Source organism: Streptomyces sp. NRRL S-1813, from assembly GCF_000719605.1.
Classification (GTDB): domain Bacteria; phylum Actinomycetota; class Actinomycetes; order Streptomycetales; family Streptomycetaceae; genus Streptomyces; species Streptomyces decoyicus.
Genome location: NZ_JOHB01000043.1, coordinates 1 through 23,901 on the forward strand (window position 1 = coordinate 1; position 23,901 = coordinate 23,901).

The window sequence follows — 23,901 nt, forward strand, 5'->3', positions numbered from 1 at the left end:
CAATGGCTGCATACCTACAATCACCACCGCGGACACACCGCGCTCGCAGGCAAACCACCCGCCAGCCGCGTCCCCAACCTCACAGGGCAATACAGCTAGAGCGGTCGACGAGGTGTCCTGGTGCGCATCAACGAGGATGAGCGGGTAGCGACTGGCTAGTCGTCCGAGCCGGTAGCCGACGGCGGTACCTCGACGACGAAGAACAGGAAGCAGGGTTTGGTCGAAAGGCCGCGGAAGTCGTCGGGGAACAGTTGGCGGGCGGCCGGGTCGGGCTGCGGTTCGCTGATGACGGAAAGCCGGAAGCCGGCGGTGGTGAAGGCCTCGGTCATCGCGTGCAATGGCTTGCGCCAGAACTTCATCGGGACGGTCTGCCCGCCGAATGTCCAGTCGAAGGTATAGCTGGCGGTCGCAAAGTAGTCGGGCCGGGGATCCTGGATTGTGTAGGCCACGAAAGGGTGGTCCACCGACGCGATCAGCTGGCCGCCGGGCCTGAGCACTCGCCGCAACTCGGCCAGCGTGGGCCCCCAGTCCTCCAGGTAGTGCAGTACCAGTGACGCGACCACGTCGTCGAACGCTCCGTCGGCGAACGGCAGGGGGTCGCTCAGGTCGGCCATGTGCAGGGCTGCGTCGTCCCCGAGCCGCCGCCTGGCCAGTGCCAGCATCCGGGCGCTGGCGTCGATGCCGGTGACGTCGGCGCCGCGGTCGCGTAGTGCAGCGGACAGGGGGCCCGATCCGCAGCCGGCGTCCAGGACCCGGTGGCCGGCCACGTCTCCGGCGAGGGCTAACATCGCGGGCCGCGCGTAGTAGGCGTTCACGAGGTTGTTCTCGTTGTCCGCCGAGTACGCCTCGGCGAAGCTGTCGTAGTCATTCACCCGGGCCGGATCAACAGGCTGCGCGAGAGTCTCGGGCACATCGGTTACTCGGTCCATCGTCGCAGCTTAGAGGAGTAGTTCCATGGTCCGAGCTGTTGTGCGGGTTGATGTTGCATGCGCGCGTGGTCGGGCCGGCGTCGTGCCCGTGGGTGCTGCTGGAGGGCGACGTAGGGTGACTGATCCAAGTCGAGTGCCGACCTCCAGGCGTCCGACCGTCAGCAAAGGGAGGAGCCGTACATCCCGCCAAGCTGATGGATCTCCTCCACCGGGTATGGGGTCTGCCTGCTCTGGCGCTGGAACTTGAGATTGAAGTCGGACATCACTGCGGCGATCGGCGCGTGCCGGGCGAGGATCGCCGCGGCCACCTCTGGGATTCCTGCGGGGCGCTTGCCCTCTGCGTAGCCGCGTACCAGCGCGTAGCGGCCCTCCCGGTCTTCCCTCCGGTATCCGTACAGAGCGGTGACCAGCCAGTTCACCAGATACGTGGCGGTGTAGCAGCGGTCGTAGGTCTGATGCCGGTCGAAGAAATCGGCCTCGTCCTGCGACAGCTCGAACCCGGAGGACATAGCGAGGCCGTAGTCCGCGAAGTAGAGGCGCCGGCCGTCGGTCAGGATGTTCTCGAAGTGCGCGTCGAAGTGCAGGAGCCCGCGGCTGTTCATGAACGAGGTGCCGGCTGCCAGGTCCCTCTCCACCATGGCGCAGGCTCGGTCAGCGGTCTGGTCTCCTGCTCCGACCTGGGTGTCCAGCCATTGGTGCAGGTTCTGCGGAATGTACTCCAGGAACAGCGCGACGCTCGCCGAAGACTGCTGGAGAGCCTCGATCCGGCGACGCACCTGAGATCCCCTGCCCCAGTAGGCGACGGCCCGTTCGAGGTCGGCCAGTTCTTCGGGCAGGGGCGTTGAGTCCGGCAGCACGCGCCAGTGGTACATCAGAGGGAAGCCCTCGTATTCCGCCGCGAGCACCCAGTTCGTCGTCATGGTGTGCACGGCGAGCTCTCGCCAGGCCCCCCAGCCCGGGCCGCCGATGGTCCCGATGCCGTAATGGCAGAAGACGGGCAGCTCGAACAGATTCGCCGTGGACCGGGCGTGCTCAGGGTGCCTCTCCGGATCGGTGAGGGGCACCCGTTTCACGAAGACCGGGGTTCCGGCGACCTCCAGCAGGGCCGACTTCCCACCGATGCCGGACCCGATCGGCACGGCCGTGTCCACGAGTTCGCGCAGGGCGCGATCACTGCACAGGGCCAGGGATGTGGAGACGGCACTATGGGCGGTCAGACGCGCACCGCGCGACATGTCAGGACACTTCACTGCGGCCTCCACCTTGGTGCCGACCTCAATTCTGCAATCGCTGCGCAGTCCCGCCGAGCGCAACGACGCGTGGCTCTGCGGTTTGGCCTCCGGAGCGGGCAGAGGGCGCCCAAGATCCGTGTGTGATGACAGACCTGAACACCCTCCTGTCCGCACTCTACGTGAAGATCGACGACGAAATGAGAGGAGTCATCACCGGCCGCCCTTCCAGGAGTTGGGGCAGATGTCGCGACCCGGCCGGGGGCGGTGCCGGCCCCTGGTCGCGAGCAGTTGTCAGAGTTCGGTGTGGTTCTCGACCCGGACCTGCCACCTGCCCTCAGAGCCGCAGCTGCCGTCGGCCTCGGCGGGGTTTTCGGCGTCGCAGCGGGGCACCAGGTATGCGTCAGCCGTCATGCCGTCACCCCCAGGGGCGCATTGCGAGGCGCAACGTCGACGCCCGCCGACCGAGACACCCGAGCGGAATCCCAGCCAGACCACTGTCTGCTACTGCGCCTCGAAAGCGAGACGCCGAGGAAGGAGGAAGGCGGACACGGCATTTGCCGCGATACCCAGAGGTGAGCTCGGCGCCGGGCTCTGCGTTCCACGCGCACTGTCGCCGCTGTTGCACCGGAACGCCCTTTCCCACGTGCGTCGTCGTTTCGCTGTTGCACCGGAACGCTCCTCACCACGCACACGGAAAGGCAAGGTGCGGCATGATCGGCAGCGCACCAAGTCAGCGCGCAGCAGCACGAGTTGAAGGGACGGGTATGCCGTATGGACGTTGATGCCGCCGTGTTCGATGTTTTCGGGACGATGACCGACTGGCGCTCCAGCGTGACCGGTGAGCTGGCCGATATCGGCGGTCGGGCCGGACTGGATGCCGACTGGCCCGCTGTCGCCGATGCCTGGCGACGTCGCTACCGCCCGGTGCTGGAGCGGGTCCTGGGGGGAGAGCTGCCCTGGCGGCCGCTGGACGATCTGCACCGGCTCATGCTCGATGACGTCGTGGCCGAGCACGGCCTCGATGACCTCGGCGAGGCCGAACGGGAGGCGCTCGTGCAGGCCTGGCACCGTCTGCGTCCCTGGCCCGACGCCGCAGCCGGTCTGGAAATGCTCCACCACACCCGTGTGATCACCGCGACGCTGTCCAACGGGGGTGTGGGCCTGCTCGCAGGCCTCACCAAGCAGGCAGGGCTGCGGTTCGACTGCATCCTGTCGGCCGAGCTGGCCAAGTCCTACAAGCCCGACCCCCGTGTCTACCGCATGGCCGCCGAGCTGCTCGAGGTGGAGCCGAGACGGCTCCTCATGGTGGCCTGCCACCCCGACGACCTCGAAGCCGCCGCCGAGGCCGGGCTGCGCACCGCCTATATCCCACGCCCACTGGAGTGGGGGCCGGACGCCGAGCGCGTCGATCCACCCGCTGGGGTCGACCTCGTCGCCGACGATGTGATCGGCCTGGCCCGCGCACTGGGAGCGACGGGTTGACCAAGGCCGGCCACAGGACGTCCCGAGGGAAGCGGGACGGCCGGCAGGGCACGGCAGGCGGTAGCAGCCGAAGTGGGACACTCCGTTGCAGTTGCACCCGTAGCTCTCGGGGCGGAGCTCGTACGGCGCGACGCCGGACCGGGGAAGCAGCCGAGGAGGTGCGACACGTCACCGGCACTGGTTGGCTATGAAGGCAGCCTTCTCCGTGACACTGTTGGCGCCCCCGTGATGTCGGCCAGCGCCCTGGCGGTGACGCTCCAGGTGGGACCGGTGGGACAGCAGCGAGTGGTCATGCGCGACGACGCCGGGGGCCGGGGGACGGCCCGTAGGCCAGAGCGAGGGCATTGCGTACTGCGACGTGTCCGACCGCTTGAAAGGCATTGGGGTGAGAATCCGTGATGTGGAGACGCATGCTGCGCAGTACCACCGATACCGCCACAGTGGTTCCGACGCCCAGCTCAGCCAGCTCTTCGCGGACTCCCCGATCGACAGCGGTTTGGAAGGTGGCTATGTCCGCCTGGGCGAAAGCAGATCGATCGCGCTCGGGTATGTCCAGATCGGCGGCCACCTGGAACGTGATGCCCTCCTCCCAGGGCTCGAAGTCCACGGTGACCAGCGCGAAATCGGCGGGACAACTGCTCTGACGTGCATACACAGCCTGGACACCCCGGATGGGGTGGGGAGGGAAGGTTCTGGCCTCGGAGTCCACCTGATCACGGTAGCCCGGGAGGTGAGGTAGCCCGGGAGGTGAGGTAGCCCGGGAGGTGACACAGACGAACCCGAGAGGCGACAGACGAACCCGAGAGGCGACAGACGAACCCGAGAGGCGACAGACGAACCCGAGAGATGACAGATGCGGCTTCGCGCCTGCACCTTGCTGATCGAAACAGTGACATGACTACCCGAACCAGTCGGTCGGCGGTCAGGACTCATCCTGAGACGGCGCTCGAGACAGTGGCGAGGGCACCGGTTCAGCCACTGACCGACGGCGCGCCTTCCGGGGCACTCAGCAACGCCTGCGGCAGGTAGGCAGATTGGACGCGCAAGTCCCAGTCGTGTACTTGGACTGCCAGCGCGGCCAGTGCGATGGTCTTCTGCGGCAGGAGGCTGCGGGGCGCCGCATCGGCGGGGGCGTTCTCCCGGTGCTGGACGAGGCGCTGCCCCAGGGCCTGTTCGAAAGCCGACTGGTCGTCCTCCAACAGCACGCGCAGCAGGCGCTGATCTGGCGTCAGCGCGTCAAGGGCATCCAGCTGCCGCGTCGCCTCGGCACGTTCGTCGGCGGTCGGCTTGCACAGCGTTACCGACGGCCAGTGCCGGGGCAGATGCCCTTCGGCCTGGGTGAGATAGCCGCACAAGGCGTCCATCTCCGCCAGCTCGCCCGGGTCCGACTTCGATTCCAGCTTGGAGTGCGGCACACCGTTACGGATGTCAGGCGCATAGTCGTCGCGCAGCATCAGCCCGATGACCAGGCCCTGTTCCCAGACCATGCCGCTGATCACAGACAACGCGAATGCGTCCAGCCAGGTCCTCGCGGTGGCCGCCTGTTCCACCACTGCTTCGAAGTCATAGTCGTCGCTGCTGAGCTTCTCGCCGATGAGAGTGAAGGAGATCTCTTGGTCGCCGTTCGGATAGCAGCCCAGGCTCAGGAGTCCAACGGCGCACTCGGCCGCGGTGCGCAGGACGATGTGCGACGGGGCGGTGCCGGGCCCGGGATCCGCCACCGTGCGGGCGGCTATGTGGTCGAGGAGTTCGTCGCGCAATCCCTGCAACCTCCCATCGGAGTAGCAGTCGTATTGCATCGTGTGCCAGCGGCTGTGGGCCCGCCGCCCGATATCTGCAAGTGCTTGCTCGATCCGCTGCTCACTCACGTCGTGCCGGGCGACATCCTTGATGGTCATGAGCTTCATTCTGGCAGCCGCCACTGACACCGCAGCTGCCCAGACGTGCCACCCGGGGCTGGTAGCCGCAACGAGCAGCTCCGCGCGGCTAGAGAACCAGGCAGAAGTCGAAACTCAAGTTCAGGGAGCCCAGTTGGTTCGAGCACCTGGCGAGAGGCGGACCAGGTGCTCGAACGCGTCCGGGACGACTCCTGCCCGGCGACAACGACGGCCTCCACACGTCGCCGGTGAACCAGCCGGCGGAGGCTCATCCCGAGGCCATGGCCGCCCCGAGCAGGATGGCGTAGAGCAGAGGGAGCATTGCCAGGCCGAGCGCGGTGCCCGCGGCAGCCATGCGCAGGCCGCGCACGGAACGGCGGTGGGGGAGGAGCCAGGAGCCGGCAAGCAGCACCATGGCGATCACGATCGCCATCTCGATCCCGCTGGTATAGCCGTCGGCCCGGAACGTCATGTACTCCCACACAAGTGCGGGCAGACCAGGAAGCGACGCGACCAAAGGCGCCTTCCACCAGGTGGCATGCATACGGGGCTGGACGTCATCAATGACCATGCTGCCCACTCCAGCAGCAGCGGAAGGGGAACACATCAGGTCGCGTACTCACCCCTCCGGGGAAAAGTACCTACCCGCCGCCGTCCACCGACAGAACAAGGCGGACCAGCCCGCCCCAGGTGGGTGGCAGTTCGAGAGGGAGACGGGGCAGCTCGGCTGAGACACGGTCCGCCATCCGCGCGCCCGGGTGCAGAACAACCGAGATTCCCGGCCCCCGGTCTCTCAACTGATCAGGGGCTCAGGTTTGCCACAGCCACAGCCACAGCCACGGCTCAGTCCACAGACCAGATCACCTGCGATGGGACATCCGTCAACGATCCAGCGAACTGATCGAGCCACCGTCACCATCGTCGTCATCGACGAAGGGCTGCGAGCAGTGCTTCAGGATGTGCTCTCGTACGGACCGCCCCGGAAGTAAAGGGCCCGATAGGGCCGAGGGCGGTCACCACGCTCATGTGCGGCATCGGACCGATCGGCGGGAGCCGACCGCTGGGCCAGACCGCGCAGCGTCTCCAGGCCGACCAGGACATCAGAGCGGTTGTCAGACCTGTTCATCCACCGTGGCAGCCGCGTGAGCATCGCCCGCTTCGGACTCGCCCCGTGCTCGCGCAAAGCGGCGCCGACATAGGCCGACAGTTCGTTGACGTGCTCTTCGTTGTAGGCCCACAGGATCCGGCCGACACAGCGCGTCTGTAGCCACAGCGGCCTTCGGAAGAACGGATCCTCTGTACCGCCCGGAGCCACTGCGGCCAGCCCGGCACCCCGAACTTCTGCTTCCCAATCAGCGACGGCACCACACCCTCGGCAGGCCAGGCGGCGTGGCTGGAACAACAGCTCATAGACGTATTTGCGCTCAGGGAGGCCGGGCCGGGGAAGGACGAGTGCGCAGCCGCCGCATCGAGGACAGACCACAAGTATGTGGCCAGTGAACTGAGCCAGCCAGCCTCCCCGGTCGTAGTGGCGGGCGGGACCGGTGCTCGGCTCAGAGTCCGACGCACACCATCGCAGGTCAGCCAATGCTGTCCGCCACCGGGCCTCGAACGCGCGCCACGGGTACATGGTGTTGGCGCTTCTCGATGGAGCTCTGAGCCCTGCTGTGGCCCCTGGTTCCCCGCTCGGTTCCCTGGCGACAGACCATCGTTGCCGGTCATACCGGTCATGGCGATATCGGCGCTGTCACCAGCATCAGCATCCAGGCGGTTTCACTGGGAACACCTGGCAGGCCAGAGGAAGATGCCCGCGACGTGCACGCCGGCCAAGTAGACGGTTGTCCGTCTTCTCGTGGCGGGTGGCGATCCCGCGCCCCGGCTTGAGACGTGGTCGAGCGCGTTCGTCACCAGATCACTGAGTGCGTGTTCACCGGTGGTGAGCGCTTCTCCTTGGCGCCGGGCGACCGGGAGGCGCACTTCGGCAACCGCGGCATGCCCGACACCACGACCTGCATGGCGAAGGCGGGCTTCGACTACCCCGAGCCCATGGCCGCCGCCATCAGCGAGCGCTGGAAGACGGACGAACCCACACCGGCCGAACGCGCCACCGCCCGCGCCGACGTGGCCTGCCAGCGGTCCAGCAAGCACGCCGGCTACCACGGCGCCAAGTTCTCCCTGGCGCCGGACGAGCGCGAACCCGACTTCCGCAACGTGGGCGAGCCCGACGGCAGCCACACGTTCCACTGACAGCGAGCGGCTGCTGTTGCCCACCGTCACCGATGCGTCAAGGAAATCGGGCTGCGTCGGGATGGGGTGCCAGGCAGTATGGCGGGGTGTCTGATCTGCTGTGGGATGACGTTGCGTACTTCTTCGATCCTGATCTGATGGGTTCGCTGCCGGACGTGCGTGTCCCGGATGCCTCGGTGGGGGACTGGCAGGCACTCCTCGATCTCGTGGGTGAGCGCGGCTGGAAGTGCCAGTACTCGGAGGGCGAGACGGTGCTGCCGGTGCCGAGGGCGGAGACCGTGCTCTCCCGCCCGGCCGACGCAGAGTTCTCTGAGCTGCGGGTCTGGCCATCTACTGAGGTGCTGGCGATCTTCCGTTTTCATGCGGCGGAGGAAATCGACTTCGACGTGGATCTGCGTCAGCTTCAGGGACAGGAGCGGCTCGACGTCTTCTGCCGTTTTCTGCGGGACATCGGTCGGCGGCTGGGCAAGCCGGTGCTGATGGATGCGGAGGGCGATTGCGGTCATCCGGTGCTCGGGTTCGATGTGGAAGCCGATCGTGTGGCTTCGTTCGCCTCCAGTGACGGCGTTTGTCGATGAGATTCAGCAGTAGTTGGCCATCGACCTGCTGGGGAATGTTCACGAGCAGTGGCGGCAATGTTGTGTCGCCGAGACGGACGGGCCGTTCGGCGTTCGGCGTTCGCGAGGGGACTGTGCTGCCCGAGTCCAGTTCACCGCGCTGCGCCACTTCGCCCTGGACCGCACCGACCACCGCAGCCATACAGAGCAAGACAGCATGATCCGCCGCTACATCATTTGGCGAAACCACGACGCCGACCACACCCGCTACGTCAGGTCGTCGCCCGTCGCCCGTCGCCCGTCGCCTGAGCCAACCTGGCCGACCAGCGACACCCGAACGACCAGTCCTCAGCCCGCGGTCCTGGTTTTGATGAGCGGCACGTCCCGTGTGAACTCTCGGAACCCGACGCTGTAGTACAGCCCGCGCGCCTGGGGATGCCCCGGCGCACCCAGACAGGCGACCGTCACGTGAGTGGCCCCGGCCGCCCGCGCCCGATGCATCCCGTGCAGAAGCATCGCCCTTCCCAGCCCCAGACGCCGGTAGTCCGGATGCGTCCCGACCGGCTCGAACTCGGCAGTCCTGTTCGCTTCGTCGAGCCACATGATCGTCGAGGACGCCATCGTTCCGTCCGGCGCCTCCACCAGGATGTGCAGGTCGCCGCGGTATGGCGCCGTCTTCCGGACGCCCTGGTAGCCCTCGGCCGTGTACGTCGACGGAGCCCAGGCGTCCAGATGAGCCTGGACCGCGGCCTTCGGCCCGGCCTCGTCGGCGGTGCGGAACCGGAATCCGTCTGGCAGTACCGGTTGTTCGACGTCGGTGAGGTCCCGCTCGTTGAGCTGGGTCCAGGACCCGGCGTCGCCGAGCGAGGCGGGGTCGGTCACATAGCCGTGCGCCGCCCATCGTTTCAGGGCGAACTCATCGGCGGCGCTCGGCATCACCGTACGCTCGATGCCCGCCGCAACACCGTCGTACCAGTCGATCACCTCGTCGACCAGCCCGGCGTGGTCGGGATGGACCTGATACGCCAGATAGGCGCCGGTGACGTCCTTCACCGACCCGTCGCTCCGCCTCACCTGGTGCGGAAGATACGCCCAGCTCCACGCCGCCAGAGTCCCGCCGGAGAACCACAGCCGACGCGGCCAGCTTGCGCCGTCGCCGGCGTGCCCCTTGCCCCAGTTCCAGGCCAGCTCGCCGAATGTCGCGTCGCTGTTCACCAGGTCCGGGCGGGTGGCGGTGACACGCTGCGCCAGACCCTGCATGAGCTGTACGTCCGCGGCGGTCACAAGCTCGAAGGTCGGCATAGTGCGTCACTGTGTCAGGACACCGCAAAGCCGTCGAACCGTTTTCCGGGGACGCCGACCGCGGCAGTCAACAGCACAACGCACGAAGCGCATCGTCGTGGCGGCGGAGCCGACGGCAGGCCGGGCAGCCGTGTCCCTCGATTACGCGCCGGCCGACTGCGGACATCGGCCGACACGCGTCACGACCTACAGGGCGAACGTTGCCTGCTATGGCACCGCTGGGCCTCGGCTTGGGCTTCTCCGGGCGAAGCCCCTCACACACCGCAGTGCGGTCACCAACTTGGTGCAGCAGTGCGGGATCAGCCCGGTGAAGGGACCTGTCCAGGACGACGTCAACGCCGTGATCACACCAGCCGACGCTCCGTCCACCAGCACACTTCCGAGGCTGTGCTGGAACACTTCGAAGGCTGCGGTTTTGGCCCTGGCCCAGGGTGGGGCATCGACGCGTCCTGGCGACAGCAGCCCGCCCCCCGTCTACAGCTGGCGGGCGGGCGTCGAAGTGGTCACCAAATTCTTTCCGGAGGCTCGGAAGCACAGGATCGAAACCGTGATCACCAAGGCGTAGCTGAGGATGGACGTCGCCAACGCGGACGCGACATCCAGATCGTCGCGCCAGCGGGCTTGTCCTCTGCTCCGAGTTGCTCCAGCAGGCCGGGGTCGTCGGTGAGGAACGCGTCGCCGTTCACCCGGACCGTCTCCCGTACGCCGGGGACGAAGAAGACCATGCCCACGGCCGGGTTGCGGGTGATGTTCTCAAAGGTGTCAGCGGTGCGGTTGCCCGGACGGTCGGGGACGGCCAGGGTCCATGGGTCCAGTACCCGGACCGCGCCCGGCGGGTCTCCTTTGGGGCTGGCGTCCACGGCCCCGCTGTCGTCGGCGGTGTCGAGGCAGAAGAAGGTGCTGTGGGCGATGAAGCGGCGCATGAAATCGCCGAGGAACGGCTCCTTCTTCTCCGCGATGAAGGGCTCCGGGTATCCGAGGATCTCCCGGACGCGCGCCATGCCGATGGCGCGGTAGGCGTCGGCGGCGGTGTCTTTGGGGGGCAGGGCCGTGGAGGTCCCATAGGCCGCAGGCGTAGACGGCCGTGCCTGGGTGGGTCTGCCCCAGCAGCGGAGCCAGCGGGATGCGCCCGGACTCGTCCCAGGGGTAGGGGCGGACGGCGTCGCGGTGGGGTGCCAGCTCATTGCGGAACGCCATGGAGGCTGCGGACCGCCCACCGCAGACGAGGCTCCACCTCGCACCTGAGGCGGCAGCCTGACGCACCATCGGCAGGATCGGGGTGATGCCGATGCCGCCCGCGATGAACAGGTACGAGTCGGCCGGCTCGAAGCGGAAGTGGTTGCGGGGGCCGCGGATCCGCAGTGGCTGACCGGGCCGCAGGAAGGAGTGCACGTACTCCGATCCCCACGGCTCGCGGGCTGGTGCCGCACCGCCACGCGGTACCCGGACAGGTCGTCGGGAGAGCCGCACAGCGAGTACTGCCGGACGATGCCGGTGGGCAGTACCAGCTCCACGTGGGCGCCGGGCTGCCAGGCGGGCAGTCGCCCGCCGTGCGGCCGGGCCAGCAGCACGGAGACCACTCCGACGGCCTCCCAGCGGAGCTGCCGCACCATCACCGAGGTTTCCTGCCGCTCGGTCTCCGGGGCCTGTGGTTCAGCGGCGGCGGGAACGGTCCTGGTCGCCATTCCTCCTCCTTCCGACGGGCTCCTCGTGGGCTGCCTATGCATCAGTAACGGCGTTAACAGCAATGGAGTGACGCTAGTGATAACGTCGTTAACATGTCAATGCAGGAAAGCAGCGGAGCCGGTACGCGCAAGAGCCCGATCCGGCCGGACACCGTGGTGGACGCCGCGTTGGCCCTGGTCAACCTCGGTGGTCTGGAGTCACTGACCATGCGGCGCCTGTCCGACGCACTGGGGACCCAGCCGCCCGCCCTGTACCGGCTGTTCCAGGACAAGGACGCGCTGGTGGACGCGATGGCCGACGCGGTACTGGCCTCCGTACTCGGCCCGCTCCCCGAGGCGAACTGGGAGACCCGCGTCAGCGTGCTGGCCGGACGGCTGCGGGCTGCCATGCTCGACCAACGCGACGGAGCCCGCATCGTAGGCGGCGCTTACACCACCCGGCAGCCCACGTTGACGGTCGCCGACTCCCTGCTGGCTGCCATGAAGGAAGCGGGTTTCACCGGAGCGGCCGCGGTATGGGCCATCACCACGGTCTTCTCCTACGTCCTGGGCGAGGCACTGGAACAGCAAGGGCGCACCGAGGTGGACGTGGAGGGAGTGCAAGCGACGCTCTCCGCCGAGGACTACCCGCATCTGGCTCGAAGCCCACTGCTGGCCCTGCTCGACTTCGACGCCAGATTCGCGTTCGGACTCCGGATGCTCACGACAGGACTCCGGGAGGGAGCGCAGACCTTCCACTCGGGTGAAACCGTCCCGGGAGCGGCATCGAGTGCGACTACGGACAGTCCCACCGATGGAACACCAGCACCAACGTCGAGAACTGCACCTTCTCCTTCACCTTCCTTCCCCTCCCGGAAGGCTGCTGCGGCGGAGCCTGGGCCATGAAAGTTCCCGCATACCCCCGCAGGCCGACCTCGCACGGCCGAGCCACGGTCGACCAGCGGGCCATCTGCACCGTCCGTTGAGAACATGGAGGCACGTTCGCGACGTGCTACTAGCTAGGAGGTCGCCGTGGCATCCATGCCCCCTCAGTCCGCTCAGCCGGAGCGCGCACCTGTAGCGTTCACCGAGGCTGATGAGCAGCATGCTGTCCTGACGTTCGCCGGTGTCCTGGACGCGCACGCTCTGCCTGAGCTGGAAGAGCTCCTCAGCGACCGGCGCCTGCGGCAGGCAGGCACCTGGGTATGGGACATGAGCGGCGTGCAGCGGATCGACCTCGCGTGCGCCTATGCCCTGCTCCGCGCGGTCACCCGTGCGCCGGAAACTGTCTCCGTCACAGTCCACGGGGCCCGCCGTGCCATTCAGCGCACCTTGCGGCATGCCGGTCTCGACGTCGTGGCGAGCATCGGGGAGTAGCGGAGCCGGCATGCGGCGGGTCTGCGGTCGGACGGCGGCGCTCGCGGGCGTCTTCCTCTGGCCCGCACGGTGATCTCGCTATAGCTGACACGGCAGACCGCATCCGCGAGCCACCCTCAACGCCTACCTACCTCGACCACCACCCCAAAGCAGCGCGTTGGCCGGGCGTTTGCCCGGCCAACCAGCTGGTTCGCACACAAGAGTCAGTCGGTCATGCCTCGGCGAGGAGGCTTTCGCGCAGGGTGGCGTAGGTGCGGGTGAGGAGGCGGGAGACGTGCATTTGGGACAGGCCCATTTCCTCGCCGATCTCGGTCTGTGTCATCTCCGAGCCGAAGCGGAGCTCGAGGAGAGTGCGCTCCCGCTGATTCAGCTGGGCCAGGTGCGGTTTGAGGGCCTGGAGGTCCTCGGCCAGTGCGAGGGCGGGGTCTTCGTTGCCGATCAGGTCGGCGACGAGTCCGGTCTGCTGCTTGCTGCCGCCGGCTTCTATGGGCCGGTCGATGGAACCGGCGTCGTAACCATTGCAGGCGACGAGCCCCTCGATAACCTCGTCCTCGCCCAGCCCCAGCTGGGCTGCGAGTTCGGCGACGGACGGCTCGGGGTTGCCCCGCCCTTCAAGTACTTCTCGGGCGCGGGCAAGGTCCACGCGCAGCTCCTGTAGACGCCGCGGGACGTGCACGGACCAGGTCGTGTCACGGAAGAACCGCTTGATCTCACCGGTGATGTAGGGGATGGCGAAGGTGGTGAACTCGTTCTCCAGCGACACATCGAAGCGATCGATGGCCTTGATCAGACCGATCGTGCCCACCTGGATGATGTCTTCCATCTCTTGTCCGCGGCTGCGGAAACGGCGCGCGACATAGCGCACCAGAGACAGGTTCATTTCGATGAGCGTGTTGCGCGCGTACTGGTACTCGGGCGTGCCTTCCTCCAGGTCGGACAGCCGCTCGAAGAACACCTTCGACAGGCGACGTGCGTCCTGCGGGGCGACGCGCTGCGCCTCCTCCACCTGCGGCACAGACGACCGAGCAGCCTCATGTGCGGCGTCCTTGTCCGAGCGGTTCACCGAAATGCGGGCCTGCGCCGCTGCCATTGCCATGGCTGCTCCTCCCTGATCTCCCCGTCATGCCGTCACGCCCTCACCTACCCGATGACCACACGCAAAACTGCCATGAGGCAATTATTTCCGTGAGGCAACTATGGCGACGGCTTTTCGGTGACCGGCTCGCCGTGAAAGCCTGACAGCTATGCAGGTCAGAGGCCCAGTGGACGGGAAGATCGAGGTCGGAGGGGCGAGGGTTTCCCTTCGTCGGGGCCGGCGTGCGGAGCACGGGTGATGTGCGAGCCCAGCGGCGGGCCTCTGCTCTCCGATCGAATGTAGGGGGAGCCGACGCCGCTGACGACGCCGTCCGATTCATGCTCGGGTGCTACGCCCATCCGCAACAGCAGTGCTGGGAGCGGACGCTGAGCGGGTCGACGATCACGGAGCTGGTGCGCGAATCCGCTTAGGGTGTGTCGGTGTGTCGGTGTGTCGGTGGGGCGGTGCGTCGGGATGGAGCTGCGCCACGGGGTCGGAGCGTCCTGTCCGCTGCCCTTCCGGAGTTCCTCGGCGCTCTCGCCGCAACAGCCGTGACTGCCCTCTGCCCGTGAGGCGTACGGGCTCTTAAGAGGCCGGCGTCTGCCCACCGAGGCCAATCCAACGACGCCGGTCCCGGTGGGCCCGGACCGGCTGATAGGAGGGGGATTTTCCGACCGGCCGAAGAACCGCTCCAGGTGAGCGCCAAGCTGTCCGGCGATAGCTGAGCAGGGCGTCTGACGGCGGCCGAGTTGGAGAGTCAGGGCTCACCGGGCTCACTGGGACAAAGCAGACCAACTCGTACTGGTGAGCATCCGCCCCGAAACGCGCCTGCTCCCAGTCCCGAGTCCCGTGCTGCCCTCTCCCGTATCCGAGCGCGTACGGTGCCCTCGTCGTCCTGGCTCTTCATCCGGCGACCGACCGTAACAATGGCGCCGCGCCCGGGCCGCGGCCCTTTGCGCTACGAGGCTGCCGTGGCGGCCTGCGGCGAGTTGACCTTACTCTCTTAGTTAAATGTAAAGATAAAATCGAGGCTAAATTGGTGCTAGGATCGGGGTGGAGGTGAAGCATGCCCACCGAGGAAGAGCTGTTCACGGCGGTCGATGCGCTGCTGGAAGGTGAGCCGCAGTTGCCGTCACCGGCGGAGCGGGCCCGGCTCCGGGAAGCGGCCGGTGTCACTCAGGCGCGCCTGGCCCAGGTGCTGAAGTCGACGACGCAGACGGTGAAGAACTGGGAGAACGGTCGCAGCGAACCGCGACCGCCTCGCCTTCAGGCGTATCAGCGCCTGCTGGAGGGCTGGGCGGCCAAGTACCCGCTCGCGCCGGCACCCGAGACACTCCCCAGCCCTGTGGTGGAACAGCCGGCCTCCCCCCAGCCCCTGGACGAACCGGCCCGGCCCTCCACGGCGTCGGCGTCGGCTCCAGATCCCGTGCGCGTGGCGAGTCCCGGCAAGCCGTCGACGTCGCGTCGTCCGGCCGCGAAGCAGGCCGCCTCGAAGCCTGTCGCGTCTCCGGCCGTCGTCGATGAGCGGTTCACGAACGGTCCGCTCGCGGTGCTGGACGGTGACGGATCGGCGTACTGCGTCGGTGGCCTGGTCCTGGACTGCCCGGCCAAGACCTTCCCCGCGCTGGTCGATTGGGCCCTGACCGAAGCAAAGCTGGGCGCGCCCCGCCTCCACCGCCACGGCAAGGACGCCGACCCCCTGATCGTCCTCACCGACGAAGCCGCCGAACGCCTCGGCCTCCCCGCCGTCCTGGAGGACCGGCGCGGCCTCCGTCTGCCCGAGGACCACAAGGTCATCAAGCAGCTCACCAAGGCCAAGTGGAAACTGACCAAGCGCGGGTTCGGCCCCTGGGCCCGGGTTTACCGTCCGGCCGAGGGCGGCAAGCGGCAGTGCGTGCAGTTCGCGATCCTGCCGTGGGGCGCCCTCGACGCCCGCTCCTGGGGGGACACCGGCCAGCTGCCGCCGGCCGACGTCGCCGCAGTGCTCGGCTCCTACGCCACCCGCGTCCTCACCCCGCGCGGTTCCACGGCCGTCTGCGGCCTGGAGCTGATGAGCGCGCTGCGCCCGCCGACCCGCGCGGTCAAGGACGCGGCCACCGGCTCCTGGGTGTCCGGGCCGAACCCGGGCTCGCTGGCCGAGCCGGTCGACCCCACGCCGCCCGAGGCGCCCGCCGAGCACCCGCTCGTCGCCGCCCTCTACCCCCGCCACCACGTGCGCACCCCGGACCAGGTCATCGACGAGGAGGCGTACGACTGGTTCCGCCCCCTCACCGACGAGGAGTGCACCCAGGGCTACACCCACGCCGTCGGCATCGACGTCAACATGGCCTTCGCCGCAGCCGCCAACCGCCTCGTCATCGGCACCGGCCCGGCAACCCACGTCAAGAGCCCGGCGTTCGACCCGAAGCTGCCCGGCTCTTGGCTCGTCGACCTCTCGCACATCGAGACCGACCCGCGCCTTCCCAGCCCGTTCACGCCGAGAGGCACCCGCCCGACCGGGCCGGCCTGGTACTCCACCTCGACCGTCGCCTACGCAGTCGAACTCGGCGCCCCCATCCAGCCGTCCGAGGCATACGTCCGCTACGAGCACGGGGCCTATTTCGACGCCTGGTACACCCGCCTGCGCGACGCCTACATGGTTACCATGGCCGACCTCGGCGTCGAAGCCGGCATGAGCGAGGCCGACTTCCTCACCGCGATGGCCCGGCACAAGAACGTCGACCCGGGGCAAGCGGCCGTCCTCTCGGCCATCAAGTCGACGGTCAAGGGCGGCATCGGCAAGCTGCGCGAACGCCCCCAAAGCATCAAGTACAAGTTCGGCGAGCCGTGGCCGGCCCTCCAGCGCCCGACCTGGAGCCCCCACGCCAGGGCCGAGCTGATCGGCAAGGTACGCACCAACCAGCACCGCAAACTCATGGCATGGGCCCGCGCGGGCCTGTTCCCCGTAGCGATCCTGTCCGACTGTGCCGTCTACCTCTCCCACGGACCCGGCCCACTGGACTTCATGCCGCACACCTCTGAGGGCAAGCCGCTGCCCGGAGGGTTCCGCCTCGGCGTCAGCCCCGGCATGGTCAAGCACGAAGGCACCCGCGACTTCCTCTGGCTCGCCCAGACCATCGAGGACGATCAGATCAACCCGGCCCGGCACATCAAGGGCGACGACGCCCCCGACAGCGGAGAGTAGGAGACCGACGTGGGCATCCTCGGCGAGAGCCTGGAGAAGGCCGCGGCCGCCAACACCACCCGCCCGATCCCCAAGAGCGCGGGCGCTCAGATGCGGTTCCTGGTCAAGCAGCACAAGGGCTCCACCAAAGCCGTATCCCAGCTGCTGGGCATCTCCCAGCGCACGGTGGAACGCTACGTCAAAGACCAGATCAAGCGGCCCCGCAAGGACCTCGCCGCGCGCATAGAGCGTGAGGTCCGCCGTCGTTGGCAGCCCAGGGTGCGCGAGAAGGCCCAGCGCCGCGCCGCACAGACCGGCGGTATCAGCATCGAGACCCGGGCCCGCTTCGGCTTCACTGCTGCCCCTGGAACAACGGACGACGGCCGGATCAGGTTGATCACCCAGCACCTCCCGCCCGCCTACGCCGCCCGGCTCTTCGACGCCCAGGCCGCCGGTGCTCCCGAGGAGCAGTTGCAGAACATCGCGGCCGAGGGTTTGCAGGAGATCTACTTCAAGGACCGCGGGCGCCGCGCCGACGGCCTCCTGGTCGAGTTCACCGACATCGACTACGTGGAGCTCGACTTCTGAAACGGCGGCATATGTGAGGGCCGGGACCCGATGTGTGACTGAGCGCTTCAGTTGGCCAGTGCGTGTTTGAGCTGGTCGGCTGAACGTTCCGTGGTCGTCATGGCACATCTCGCCGTACGAGCGCCTCGGCGACCGGCGTACCGCTGCGCCGCGCGTACGTCATCCGTTCGCGCACGTCACGCAACGTTCGGGGCCGGTATCCGGGGCCGCCGCAGCAGCTCTTGTGGAATCCCACGCCTGCGTTCAGCAACACGGTGAGGGTCCGCCATGCCGCGACGTCTCGCCGCCGGGGCGCCGCGAACGCCGACCCGGCATGGATCATCGGCTCCGCACAGCGCGGGCAGATCCGCTGTCTCGCCCTGTCGTGGGGCTGCTTGTACGAGACCCGGCAGGAGAGGCAGGCATACGAGGTATTCCCATTGGTCATCCGCTCAGCCTAAGACGTCGTTTCATTTGGTGAGGCGACGGTGACAGATGAGGGCTGCGGCTATGCCGACGAAGGCGAGGAAGTGGTCGGCTTTGCGCTCGTAGCGGCGGTGGAGTCGGCGGCAGCCGGCGAGCCAGGAAACGGTCCGCTCGACGACCCAGCGGTGACGGCCGAGCCGCTGCGAGGACTCGATGCCCTTGCGGGCGATGCGGTGCCGGATGCCACGCGTACGGAGCCATCGACGCAAGCGGTCGTAGTCATAGCCCTTGTCGGCGTGCAGCTTCGCAGGCCTGCGGCGGCGCGGCCCACGACGGGAACGGATGGGCGGAATGCCACGGACGAGCGGCTCAAGGCCCTGACTGTCGTGCATGTTCGCGCCGGAGATACCCAAGGACAGCGGCAGTCCGTTCCGGTCCGTGACCAGGTGGATTTTCGATCCCAACTTGCCACGGTCGGTCGGATTCGGTCCCGTCAAAGGCCCCCTTTTGCCGCCCTGACACTGACGGAGTCGATCGCGCATCGCGACCAGTCCAGCTCGCCCCTGGCCCCGAGTTCATCAAGGACGACACGGTGGAGCCGAGCCCAGACCCGGTCCCGGCTCCACTGGGCGAAACGCCGGTAGACCGTCTGCCAGCACGGACCGAACACAGGAGGAAGCTGCCTCCAGGTGCAGCCCGACGTGGCGACGAACACGATCGCCGCCAGCGCCTCGCGGTCACCTGCTCGGCGCCGGCCTCCGCCCTGCGGACGCCTCACCTCCGTCGCAGGCACCACCCGCCTGAAGAGCACCCACAACTCGTCCGGCACCAACCGCTCAACCAGATCCGCCATGCACTGCTCAACGACCACCAACACCATAAGAAACGATGTCTAAGCTCTGACCCATGACGACAACGCATACCTACGACGTCACGGTCGAGTGGACGGGTAACCTCGGATCAGGCACGGACAGCTACCGGTCCTTCAGCCGAGATCATGAGGTGTTGGCGGACGGCAAGGCCGGGATTGCCGCCTCCTCCGATCCCGCCTTCCGCGGCGACTCCACACGCTGGAACCCCGAGGAGTTGCTCGTAGCCTCCGTCGCCCAGTGCCACATGCTCTGGTACCTCCACCTCTGTGCGGTCGGCGGGGTCACCATCACCGACTACGAGGACCACGCCCATGGAGTCATGACCATGGACGAGGGGGGCGGCGGAGGCCAGATCACTGAGGTTGTCCTGCGCCCCGAGGTGGCAGTCGCCAACGCGTCGATGGTGGAGAAGGCCCGCTCGCTGCACGGCGACGTACCTGGCGTGTGCTTCATCGCCCGCTCGGTGAACTTCCCGATCACCCACACACCCGTCATTCGAGTCCAGGAGGACTGAGCGGAGTTCCGGCAGCACCCAGCCACAGTAGCCAATCCGACCAGCCCCCTCCACGCACTTCCGCGGAGCAGCACTGGGCACCGTCTGACGGGGCGTGTGGCCAGGCCGTCATTCACATCGTTCCGGTCAGTATGGGGCGTGGTGACCTGACGGATCGGGAGTGGAGTGGGCTGGAGCCGCAGTTGCCAAAGAACAGCGGAAGCGGCGGGCGTTGGAAGAGTCATCGCAGGGTGATCGACGGCATTCTTTTCCGGCAGCGGACCGGTGTCCCGTGGCGTGATCTGCCGGCACGGTTCGGGAAGTGGAAACCGTGGACGACAGGCACCGCAGGTGGTCGGCCGACGGCACATGGGAGAGGATCCAGCAGGCTGGTCCAAGCCGATGCCGATACTGATACCGATACTGAGGGCCGTATCGCTTGGAGCATGGCCAGCGGTATGGATTCGACCTCCTGCCGTGCCCATCAGCACTCCGCAGGTGCCTTCAGCTTCGAGCCGGGTCCTCCCTGACGGCCTGGTTGGATTGGTGGACCTGCTGAGTTTCTTTCAGATGAGGCCCTGGGGCGCTCCCGTGGTGCGTTGGCCTGTCTTCCACGGCACCGTGACCGTTGCTGTTGTTCACCTCTGGCCTCGCTCGTGACCCGCCGGGCGGACCTCAAGGGCAGGTGACCTCCCAGGCCGCCTCGATCATCCGGAAGATCTCGTCCACCGCGGCCTCCGGATCGGCCGCCTCACGGGCCAGTGAATAGGCGTCGATCACGAACCTCGCGATCGTCCGGCAGGCCGTTGTGGTCTGTGACAGGTCGGGGTCGGCGGCGATGGCTGTTGCCAGCGATTCTGCATGGCGCAGCCGCATCGATTCCTCGTACTCCCGCAGGGCAGGTGATGCGTCGATCATGTGCCGGATCGGGGCGGCGCTGTCCGCCGTGCAATGTAGCACCAGGGCCTGGATCTCGCGGCGCAGCGCAGAGATGAGCGGCTCGTCCGGCGCCCGGCTGGTGACCGCCTGGGTGAGACGTTGCTCGAAGTCATCGTCCTGCTCGAACACCAGGGCCTCTTTCGAGGCGAAGTGGGAGAAGAGCGTGGTGACGGCCACGTCGGCCTCAGCGGCCACGTCACGGATGCCCACCGCGTCGTAGCCGCGTTCCAAGAAGAGCCGCAGGGCGGTGTCAGCGATCTTCCGGCGGGTCGCGGCCTTCTTGCGCTCACGGCGTCCGGACGGCTCGGTCATGCCCTGACGCTATCAAATGCAAAACCAGAACAGTTTCAAAACGCTAACCGTTAGTGCTACGTTCGGCCGCATGAAGAGAGTGAGCTTCGCCGAGTTCGGCGGTCCGGACGTTCTGCAACTCATAGACGCCGAGGAGCCCCACGCGGGCCCCGGTCAGATACGCATCGCCGTGCGGGCGGCGGGCGTGAACCCCGTCGACTGGAGGGTCCGTGAAGGTCAGATCCTGAAGGCCCATCCGATCGAGTTGCCCGCTGGGGTCGGGCTGGACGCCTCCGGGGTGGTGGACGAGGCCGGCGAGGGTGTCGAAGGGGTCGAGGTCGGCGACCACGTGTTCGGCGAAGGCTTGAGCACCTATGCCGAGTTCGCGGTGCTGTCGGCCTGGGCCCGTATGCCCGAGGGGCTGACGTTCGAAGAAGCGGCCGGGTACCCCTCCGTGGTGGAGACCGCGCTGCGCGTCATTCGCGAGGTGGGTGTGCAGTCCGGGCAGACGCTGCTGGTCAGCGGTGCGTCCGGGGGAGTCGGATCGGCGGTGCTACAGATCGCCCGCGACCGTGGCATCACGGTGATCGGCACGGCTGGGGCCGCGAACCAGGACTATCTGCGTAGCCTGGGTGCCCTCGCCACGACATACGGCGAGGGCTGGGTCGAGCGTGTGCGGCAGCTCGGTCATGTCGACGCGGCTCTCGATCTGGCCGGCTCGGGCGTGATCCGCGAGCTCGTCGAGCTGACCGGGGATCCGCAGAAGGTGATCTCCATCGCCGATCTCGGTGCGCCGGAGTTCGGTGTCCGGTTCTCCGGCGTGGCCGGGAGCGTGCCGGACGCGCTCGCCGAGGCCGCCGGTCTCATCTCGCGGGGGAAGCTCCACATCCCGGTCGAGAAGTCGTACACGCTCGCCGAGGCCGCGGCGGCGCACATCGACAGCCAAGCCGGTCACACGCGAGGGCGTCGGGTCATAGTCGTCTGAGCCGTTTCCTGTGCAGTGGCATGCACGGCCCGGCAAACTGGATTCCTTGGCGGTGGTGAAGGTGCTTCCCGTCGCTGAGTCCGCCGAGTCCGCCGGGCCGGCCTTGCTGGTCGGCGTCGGCCTGGACAGCCCACGAGATCCTCTCCCATGTGCTCTGCCGACCAGCGCCTGACGGTCGTGACAGGTCTGCCGGCTGCCGAACCGCGTCGGCAGGTACTGTCACGGGATACCGGTCCGTTGACTGCGGCCGGTGTCCAGCACTCCGTGGCCGGCACCCACCTGCTCGACCAGGTCGCCGTCGACCCACCCCACCATCCGCAAGGTGTGGGTCGACGGCGCCTTGCCGCAGGCACTTCGTCGAGCACGCCGCGACCCTCAACATCGACCTGGAAATCACCCGGTGTGCCCCCGGGACCAGGGGGTTCCCCCCGAGCCCGAAATGCTGGACGGTGGAGGGACCTACGGATCCGCTCATGCTCCACCGTTGCCTGGCCCGCGACTAAGTGGTCGGCTCTGGAAGTCCTTCGGGGGTTGACTCCTGAGCCTGTCTCGTGCGCGGTGCCGGGTCAGACGTTGGGGTCGGCGGGGTAGAGGCTGCAGGCGCAGTCCAGGGCGTCTTCGGGGCTGCCGGTGGGTAGGGCGGTGTCCTCGTAATGGTTGCTGGCTGGTGGCGGTTCCTCTGCAGTGCTGTTTGTGATCTTTCACGACTGCCCTTCAGGAGCTGCACGCCGGCAAACCGGATGCCGCAGACTGCACGGCGACGTAATGTGTGATCCCGACTTTTGTCTATTACCTGGTCGTTGGTACGGCCACGGCTTCGGGAGGGCTTGATGGTTGCGGACATAGTGAGGACTTGGGTGGCTGGCTGGGCCGTGTCCCGGCGGACGCCCCCGCCTGTCGAGAAGCCCTGGGGGTTCTATATCGAGGTGGCTGGCAACGCCGACGAAGTGGGACGCCACGTCCTCCCCGAGGCCGAGGAGTTGTTGGTTCGCAGCGCCGCGGCCTCGGTGTCCGTGCCGCGGACTTGGATGAAGATGCCCGCGGAGCCGGAGGAGATCGAGTCCTGGCTGCCACAGGGGTGGGCCTGGGAGGAGAGCGGCCATCTGATGGCCGTTGACCTGATGGCCACGGACCCGGTCGCGCCTGAGGGGTACACCACGACCGTGGAGACCATTGGAGCCGTCACCTACGCTCGGGTGCTGGATGCGGCGGGCGAGCAGGCGGCCCAGGGGCAGATGGCATCCCTCGGGGAAGCCGTAGTCGTGGACCGGGTGGTGACCGAGGAGGCCCATCGGCGGCGCGGGCTGGGCAACTTCGTGATGCGTACGCTTGCCGACCGCGCCCTGGAGACGGGCGCGGTCCTCGGCGTTCTCGGCGCGACCGACGCCGGGCGCGCGCTGTACGAGACGCTGGGCTGGAAGAAGCACACGACGCTGGCGGAGTGCGTCTACCGGCCCTGAAGCAGGAGCATCGGCCGCACGCGGGGGTGGCCGAATCCCAAGACGCCAACAGCCCCCGGGCAGTCGCCGCTCTGGCCTTCACGCAACTGCGGTCAGGGCCATCCTGTCCCCACCCGGTGCTCATGGCGTGGGACGCCGCGCCCAGCCACGACGTCTGGGCTCTGCCCCGGCGGCGGGCGGGGCAGGCTGTGGCTTGCCAGTGATCCACTTCGGCCGATCGGTTCGCCCGCCATGCCCGTCCGCACTGCCCGTCCGATAGCCCTGAGCGCCGCCGAACGCGTGCGGTTGAAGAAGATGGCCTACGGCCACAAAACCGAGCACCGGCTGCGGGTGCGTGCGCAGGTCGTCCTGTACGCCGCGCGCGGACGCTCCAACGCGCGCATCGCCCGGGAGGCGGGGCTGCACCTGGACACCGTGCGCCGCTGGCGTGGCCGGTTTGCTCAGGCGGGCCTGCCCGGGCTCAAAGACCGCAGGCGCTGCGGCCGTCCCGCTTCGTTCACGCCGCTGCAGGCCACCGAGGTCAAGGCGCTGGCCTGCCAACTACCCGCCGAGACCGGAGTGCCGATCTCACGCTGGTCGTGCCCCGAACTGGCCCGCGAGGCCATCACCCGCCAGATCGTGACCGCGGTGTCGCCCTCCACCGTGCGACGCTGGCTGACTGAGGACGCGCTCAAGCCCTGGCAGCTCCGCTCCTGGATCTTCATCACCGACTCCGCCTTCCACACCAAGGCCGCCCGGGTGCTGGACCTGTACGCCCGCACCTGGCAGGGTCAACCCCTCGGCGAGGACGAGTACGTCATCAGCGCCGACGAGAAGACCTCCATCCAGGCCCGCTGCCGCTACCACCCCACCCTCGCTCCCGGCAAGGCCCGCGCCATGCGGGTCAACCACACCTACGGCCGTAGCGGCGCCCTGGCCTACCTGGCCGCCTACGACGTCCACCAGACCCAAGGTATTCGGCCG

21 protein-coding genes and 3 pseudogenes are annotated in these 23,901 nt (G+C 67.8%); 13 read left to right on the top strand and 11 right to left on the bottom strand.

All coding sequences use genetic code 11. From position 1 onward, the window contains the following. Positions 1-155: 155 nt before the first annotated feature. Together IF67_RS0134875 and IF67_RS0134880 are read right to left on the bottom strand one after the other, a co-directional pair. On the bottom strand, positions 156-929 hold the full coding sequence (locus IF67_RS0134875) for a class I SAM-dependent methyltransferase (RefSeq protein WP_030992562.1): 774 nt from the start codon (positions 927-929) through the stop codon (positions 156-158). A gap of 158 nt (positions 930-1,087) precedes the next feature. Beyond that, the gene (locus tag IF67_RS0134880) at positions 1,088-2,164 is read right to left on the bottom strand and encodes a serine/threonine-protein kinase (protein ID WP_030992564.1); all 1,077 of its coding nucleotides are present in this window, start codon (positions 2,162-2,164) and stop codon (positions 1,088-1,090) included. Between the two features lie 768 nt (positions 2,165-2,932). Here IF67_RS0134880 and IF67_RS0134890 point away from each other — a divergent pair. Then, positions 2,933-3,643, top strand: coding sequence for a haloacid dehalogenase type II (locus IF67_RS0134890; protein WP_030992566.1), 711 nt, complete (start codon positions 2,933-2,935; stop codon positions 3,641-3,643). Positions 3,644-3,932: 289 nt separating this feature from the next. Here the strand turns inward: IF67_RS0134890 and IF67_RS42400 are convergent, their stop codons facing one another. The 3 genes from IF67_RS42400 to IF67_RS0134905 form a co-directional block, all read right to left on the bottom strand. Then, a complete protein-coding gene (locus IF67_RS42400) occupies positions 3,933-4,352 on the bottom strand; it encodes a hypothetical protein (protein ID WP_078889812.1) in 420 nt (139 codons plus the stop codon). 262 nt (positions 4,353-4,614) lie between these two features. Continuing rightward, complete coding sequence (locus IF67_RS0134900; RefSeq protein WP_324608902.1) at positions 4,615-5,541, bottom strand: immunity 49 family protein; 927 nt, start codon at positions 5,539-5,541, stop codon at positions 4,615-4,617. A 247-nt stretch (positions 5,542-5,788) separates the two neighbouring features. Further along, complete coding sequence (locus IF67_RS0134905) at positions 5,789-6,091, bottom strand: hypothetical protein (protein WP_030992572.1); 303 nt, start codon at positions 6,089-6,091, stop codon at positions 5,789-5,791. Positions 6,092-7,443: 1,352 nt separating this feature from the next. On the opposite strand from IF67_RS0134905, the gene IF67_RS0134910 reads away from it, so the two are divergent. The 3 genes and pseudogenes from IF67_RS0134910 to IF67_RS46075 form a co-directional block, all read left to right on the top strand. After that, positions 7,444-7,767 carry a hypothetical protein gene (locus IF67_RS0134910; protein ID WP_030992573.1) on the top strand — a complete coding sequence of 108 codons (324 nt, stop codon included), beginning with the start codon at positions 7,444-7,446 and terminating at the stop codon, positions 7,765-7,767. A gap of 86 nt (positions 7,768-7,853) precedes the next feature. Further along, positions 7,854-8,345: a hypothetical protein gene (locus IF67_RS0134915; protein ID WP_037840236.1), complete on the top strand. Its 492-nt coding sequence runs from the start codon at positions 7,854-7,856 to the stop codon at positions 8,343-8,345. Between the two features lie 127 nt (positions 8,346-8,472). Then, positions 8,473-8,598: pseudogene (locus IF67_RS46075) on the top strand (IS630 family transposase); the annotation flags it as partial. A 74-nt stretch (positions 8,599-8,672) separates the two neighbouring features. Here IF67_RS46075 and IF67_RS0134920 read toward each other — a convergent pair. Beyond that, the gene (locus IF67_RS0134920) at positions 8,673-9,626 is read right to left on the bottom strand and encodes a GNAT family N-acetyltransferase (protein ID WP_030992576.1); all 954 of its coding nucleotides are present in this window, start codon (positions 9,624-9,626) and stop codon (positions 8,673-8,675) included. A 551-nt stretch (positions 9,627-10,177) separates the two neighbouring features. Further along, complete coding sequence (locus IF67_RS44035) at positions 10,178-10,627, bottom strand: pyridoxamine 5'-phosphate oxidase family protein (RefSeq protein WP_051818937.1); 450 nt, start codon at positions 10,625-10,627, stop codon at positions 10,178-10,180. A gap of 777 nt (positions 10,628-11,404) precedes the next feature. On the opposite strand from IF67_RS44035, the gene IF67_RS40905 reads away from it, so the two are divergent. Both IF67_RS40905 and IF67_RS0134935 read left to right on the top strand, forming a co-directional pair. Continuing rightward, positions 11,405-12,196 carry a TetR/AcrR family transcriptional regulator C-terminal domain-containing protein gene (locus tag IF67_RS40905; RefSeq protein ID WP_234341543.1) on the top strand — a complete coding sequence of 264 codons (792 nt, stop codon included), beginning with the start codon at positions 11,405-11,407 and terminating at the stop codon, positions 12,194-12,196. 135 nt (positions 12,197-12,331) lie between these two features. Next, the gene (locus tag IF67_RS0134935) at positions 12,332-12,667 is read left to right on the top strand and encodes an STAS domain-containing protein (RefSeq protein WP_030992581.1); all 336 of its coding nucleotides are present in this window, start codon (positions 12,332-12,334) and stop codon (positions 12,665-12,667) included. A gap of 211 nt (positions 12,668-12,878) precedes the next feature. Here the strand turns inward: IF67_RS0134935 and IF67_RS0134940 are convergent, their stop codons facing one another. Further along, entirely contained in the window at positions 12,879-13,763 is an 885-nt protein-coding gene (locus IF67_RS0134940; protein WP_051818939.1) for a SigB/SigF/SigG family RNA polymerase sigma factor, read from the bottom strand. 1,045 nt (positions 13,764-14,808) lie between these two features. Between IF67_RS0134940 and tap the strand changes: the two genes are divergently transcribed. After that, positions 14,809-16,926, top strand: a complete 2,118-nt coding sequence (gene tap / locus IF67_RS0134945) for a telomere-associated protein Tap (protein ID WP_030992585.1) — start codon at positions 14,809-14,811, stop codon at positions 16,924-16,926. Between the two features lie 9 nt (positions 16,927-16,935). Continuing rightward, complete coding sequence (gene tpg / locus IF67_RS0134950; protein WP_030992587.1) at positions 16,936-17,493, top strand: telomere-protecting terminal protein Tpg; 558 nt, start codon at positions 16,936-16,938, stop codon at positions 17,491-17,493. A 97-nt stretch (positions 17,494-17,590) separates the two neighbouring features. Here the strand turns inward: tpg and IF67_RS42415 are convergent, their stop codons facing one another. Next, a complete protein-coding gene (locus tag IF67_RS42415; RefSeq protein ID WP_078889813.1) occupies positions 17,591-17,920 on the bottom strand; it encodes a deoxyxylulose-5-phosphate synthase in 330 nt (109 codons plus the stop codon). 22 nt (positions 17,921-17,942) lie between these two features. After that, positions 17,943-18,751 (bottom strand): IS5 family transposase gene (locus IF67_RS43375; RefSeq protein WP_199812832.1). Its coding sequence is split into 2 segments (ribosomal slippage): positions 17,943-18,401 and positions 18,404-18,751, totalling 807 coding nucleotides; the frame shifts between segments, so codons are not numbered across the junction. Between the two features lie 53 nt (positions 18,752-18,804). Here IF67_RS43375 and IF67_RS0134970 point away from each other — a divergent pair. Both IF67_RS0134970 and IF67_RS42420 read left to right on the top strand, forming a co-directional pair. Then, on the top strand, positions 18,805-19,284 hold the full coding sequence (locus IF67_RS0134970; protein ID WP_030992594.1) for an OsmC family protein: 480 nt from the start codon (positions 18,805-18,807) through the stop codon (positions 19,282-19,284). Positions 19,285-19,415: 131 nt separating this feature from the next. Then, positions 19,416-19,925 (top strand): annotated as a pseudogene (locus tag IF67_RS42420) (IS5 family transposase); the annotation flags it as partial. A gap of 13 nt (positions 19,926-19,938) precedes the next feature. Here the strand turns inward: IF67_RS42420 and IF67_RS0134975 are convergent. Next, positions 19,939-20,514 carry a TetR/AcrR family transcriptional regulator gene (locus tag IF67_RS0134975; protein ID WP_030992595.1) on the bottom strand — a complete coding sequence of 192 codons (576 nt, stop codon included), beginning with the start codon at positions 20,512-20,514 and terminating at the stop codon, positions 19,939-19,941. A gap of 70 nt (positions 20,515-20,584) precedes the next feature. Here IF67_RS0134975 and IF67_RS0134980 point away from each other — a divergent pair, with 70 nt between their 5' ends. The 3 genes and pseudogenes from IF67_RS0134980 to IF67_RS45440 all read left to right on the top strand — a co-directional run. Further along, on the top strand, positions 20,585-21,478 hold the full coding sequence (locus IF67_RS0134980) for an NADP-dependent oxidoreductase (RefSeq protein ID WP_030992597.1): 894 nt from the start codon (positions 20,585-20,587) through the stop codon (positions 21,476-21,478). 926 nt (positions 21,479-22,404) lie between these two features. Then, positions 22,405-22,938 carry a GNAT family N-acetyltransferase gene (locus tag IF67_RS0134990; RefSeq protein ID WP_324608903.1) on the top strand — a complete coding sequence of 178 codons (534 nt, stop codon included), beginning with the start codon at positions 22,405-22,407 and terminating at the stop codon, positions 22,936-22,938. 294 nt (positions 22,939-23,232) lie between these two features. Continuing rightward, a pseudogene (locus tag IF67_RS45440) lies at positions 23,233-23,829 on the top strand (helix-turn-helix domain-containing protein); the annotation flags it as partial. Between the last annotated feature and the right edge of the window lie 72 nt (positions 23,830-23,901).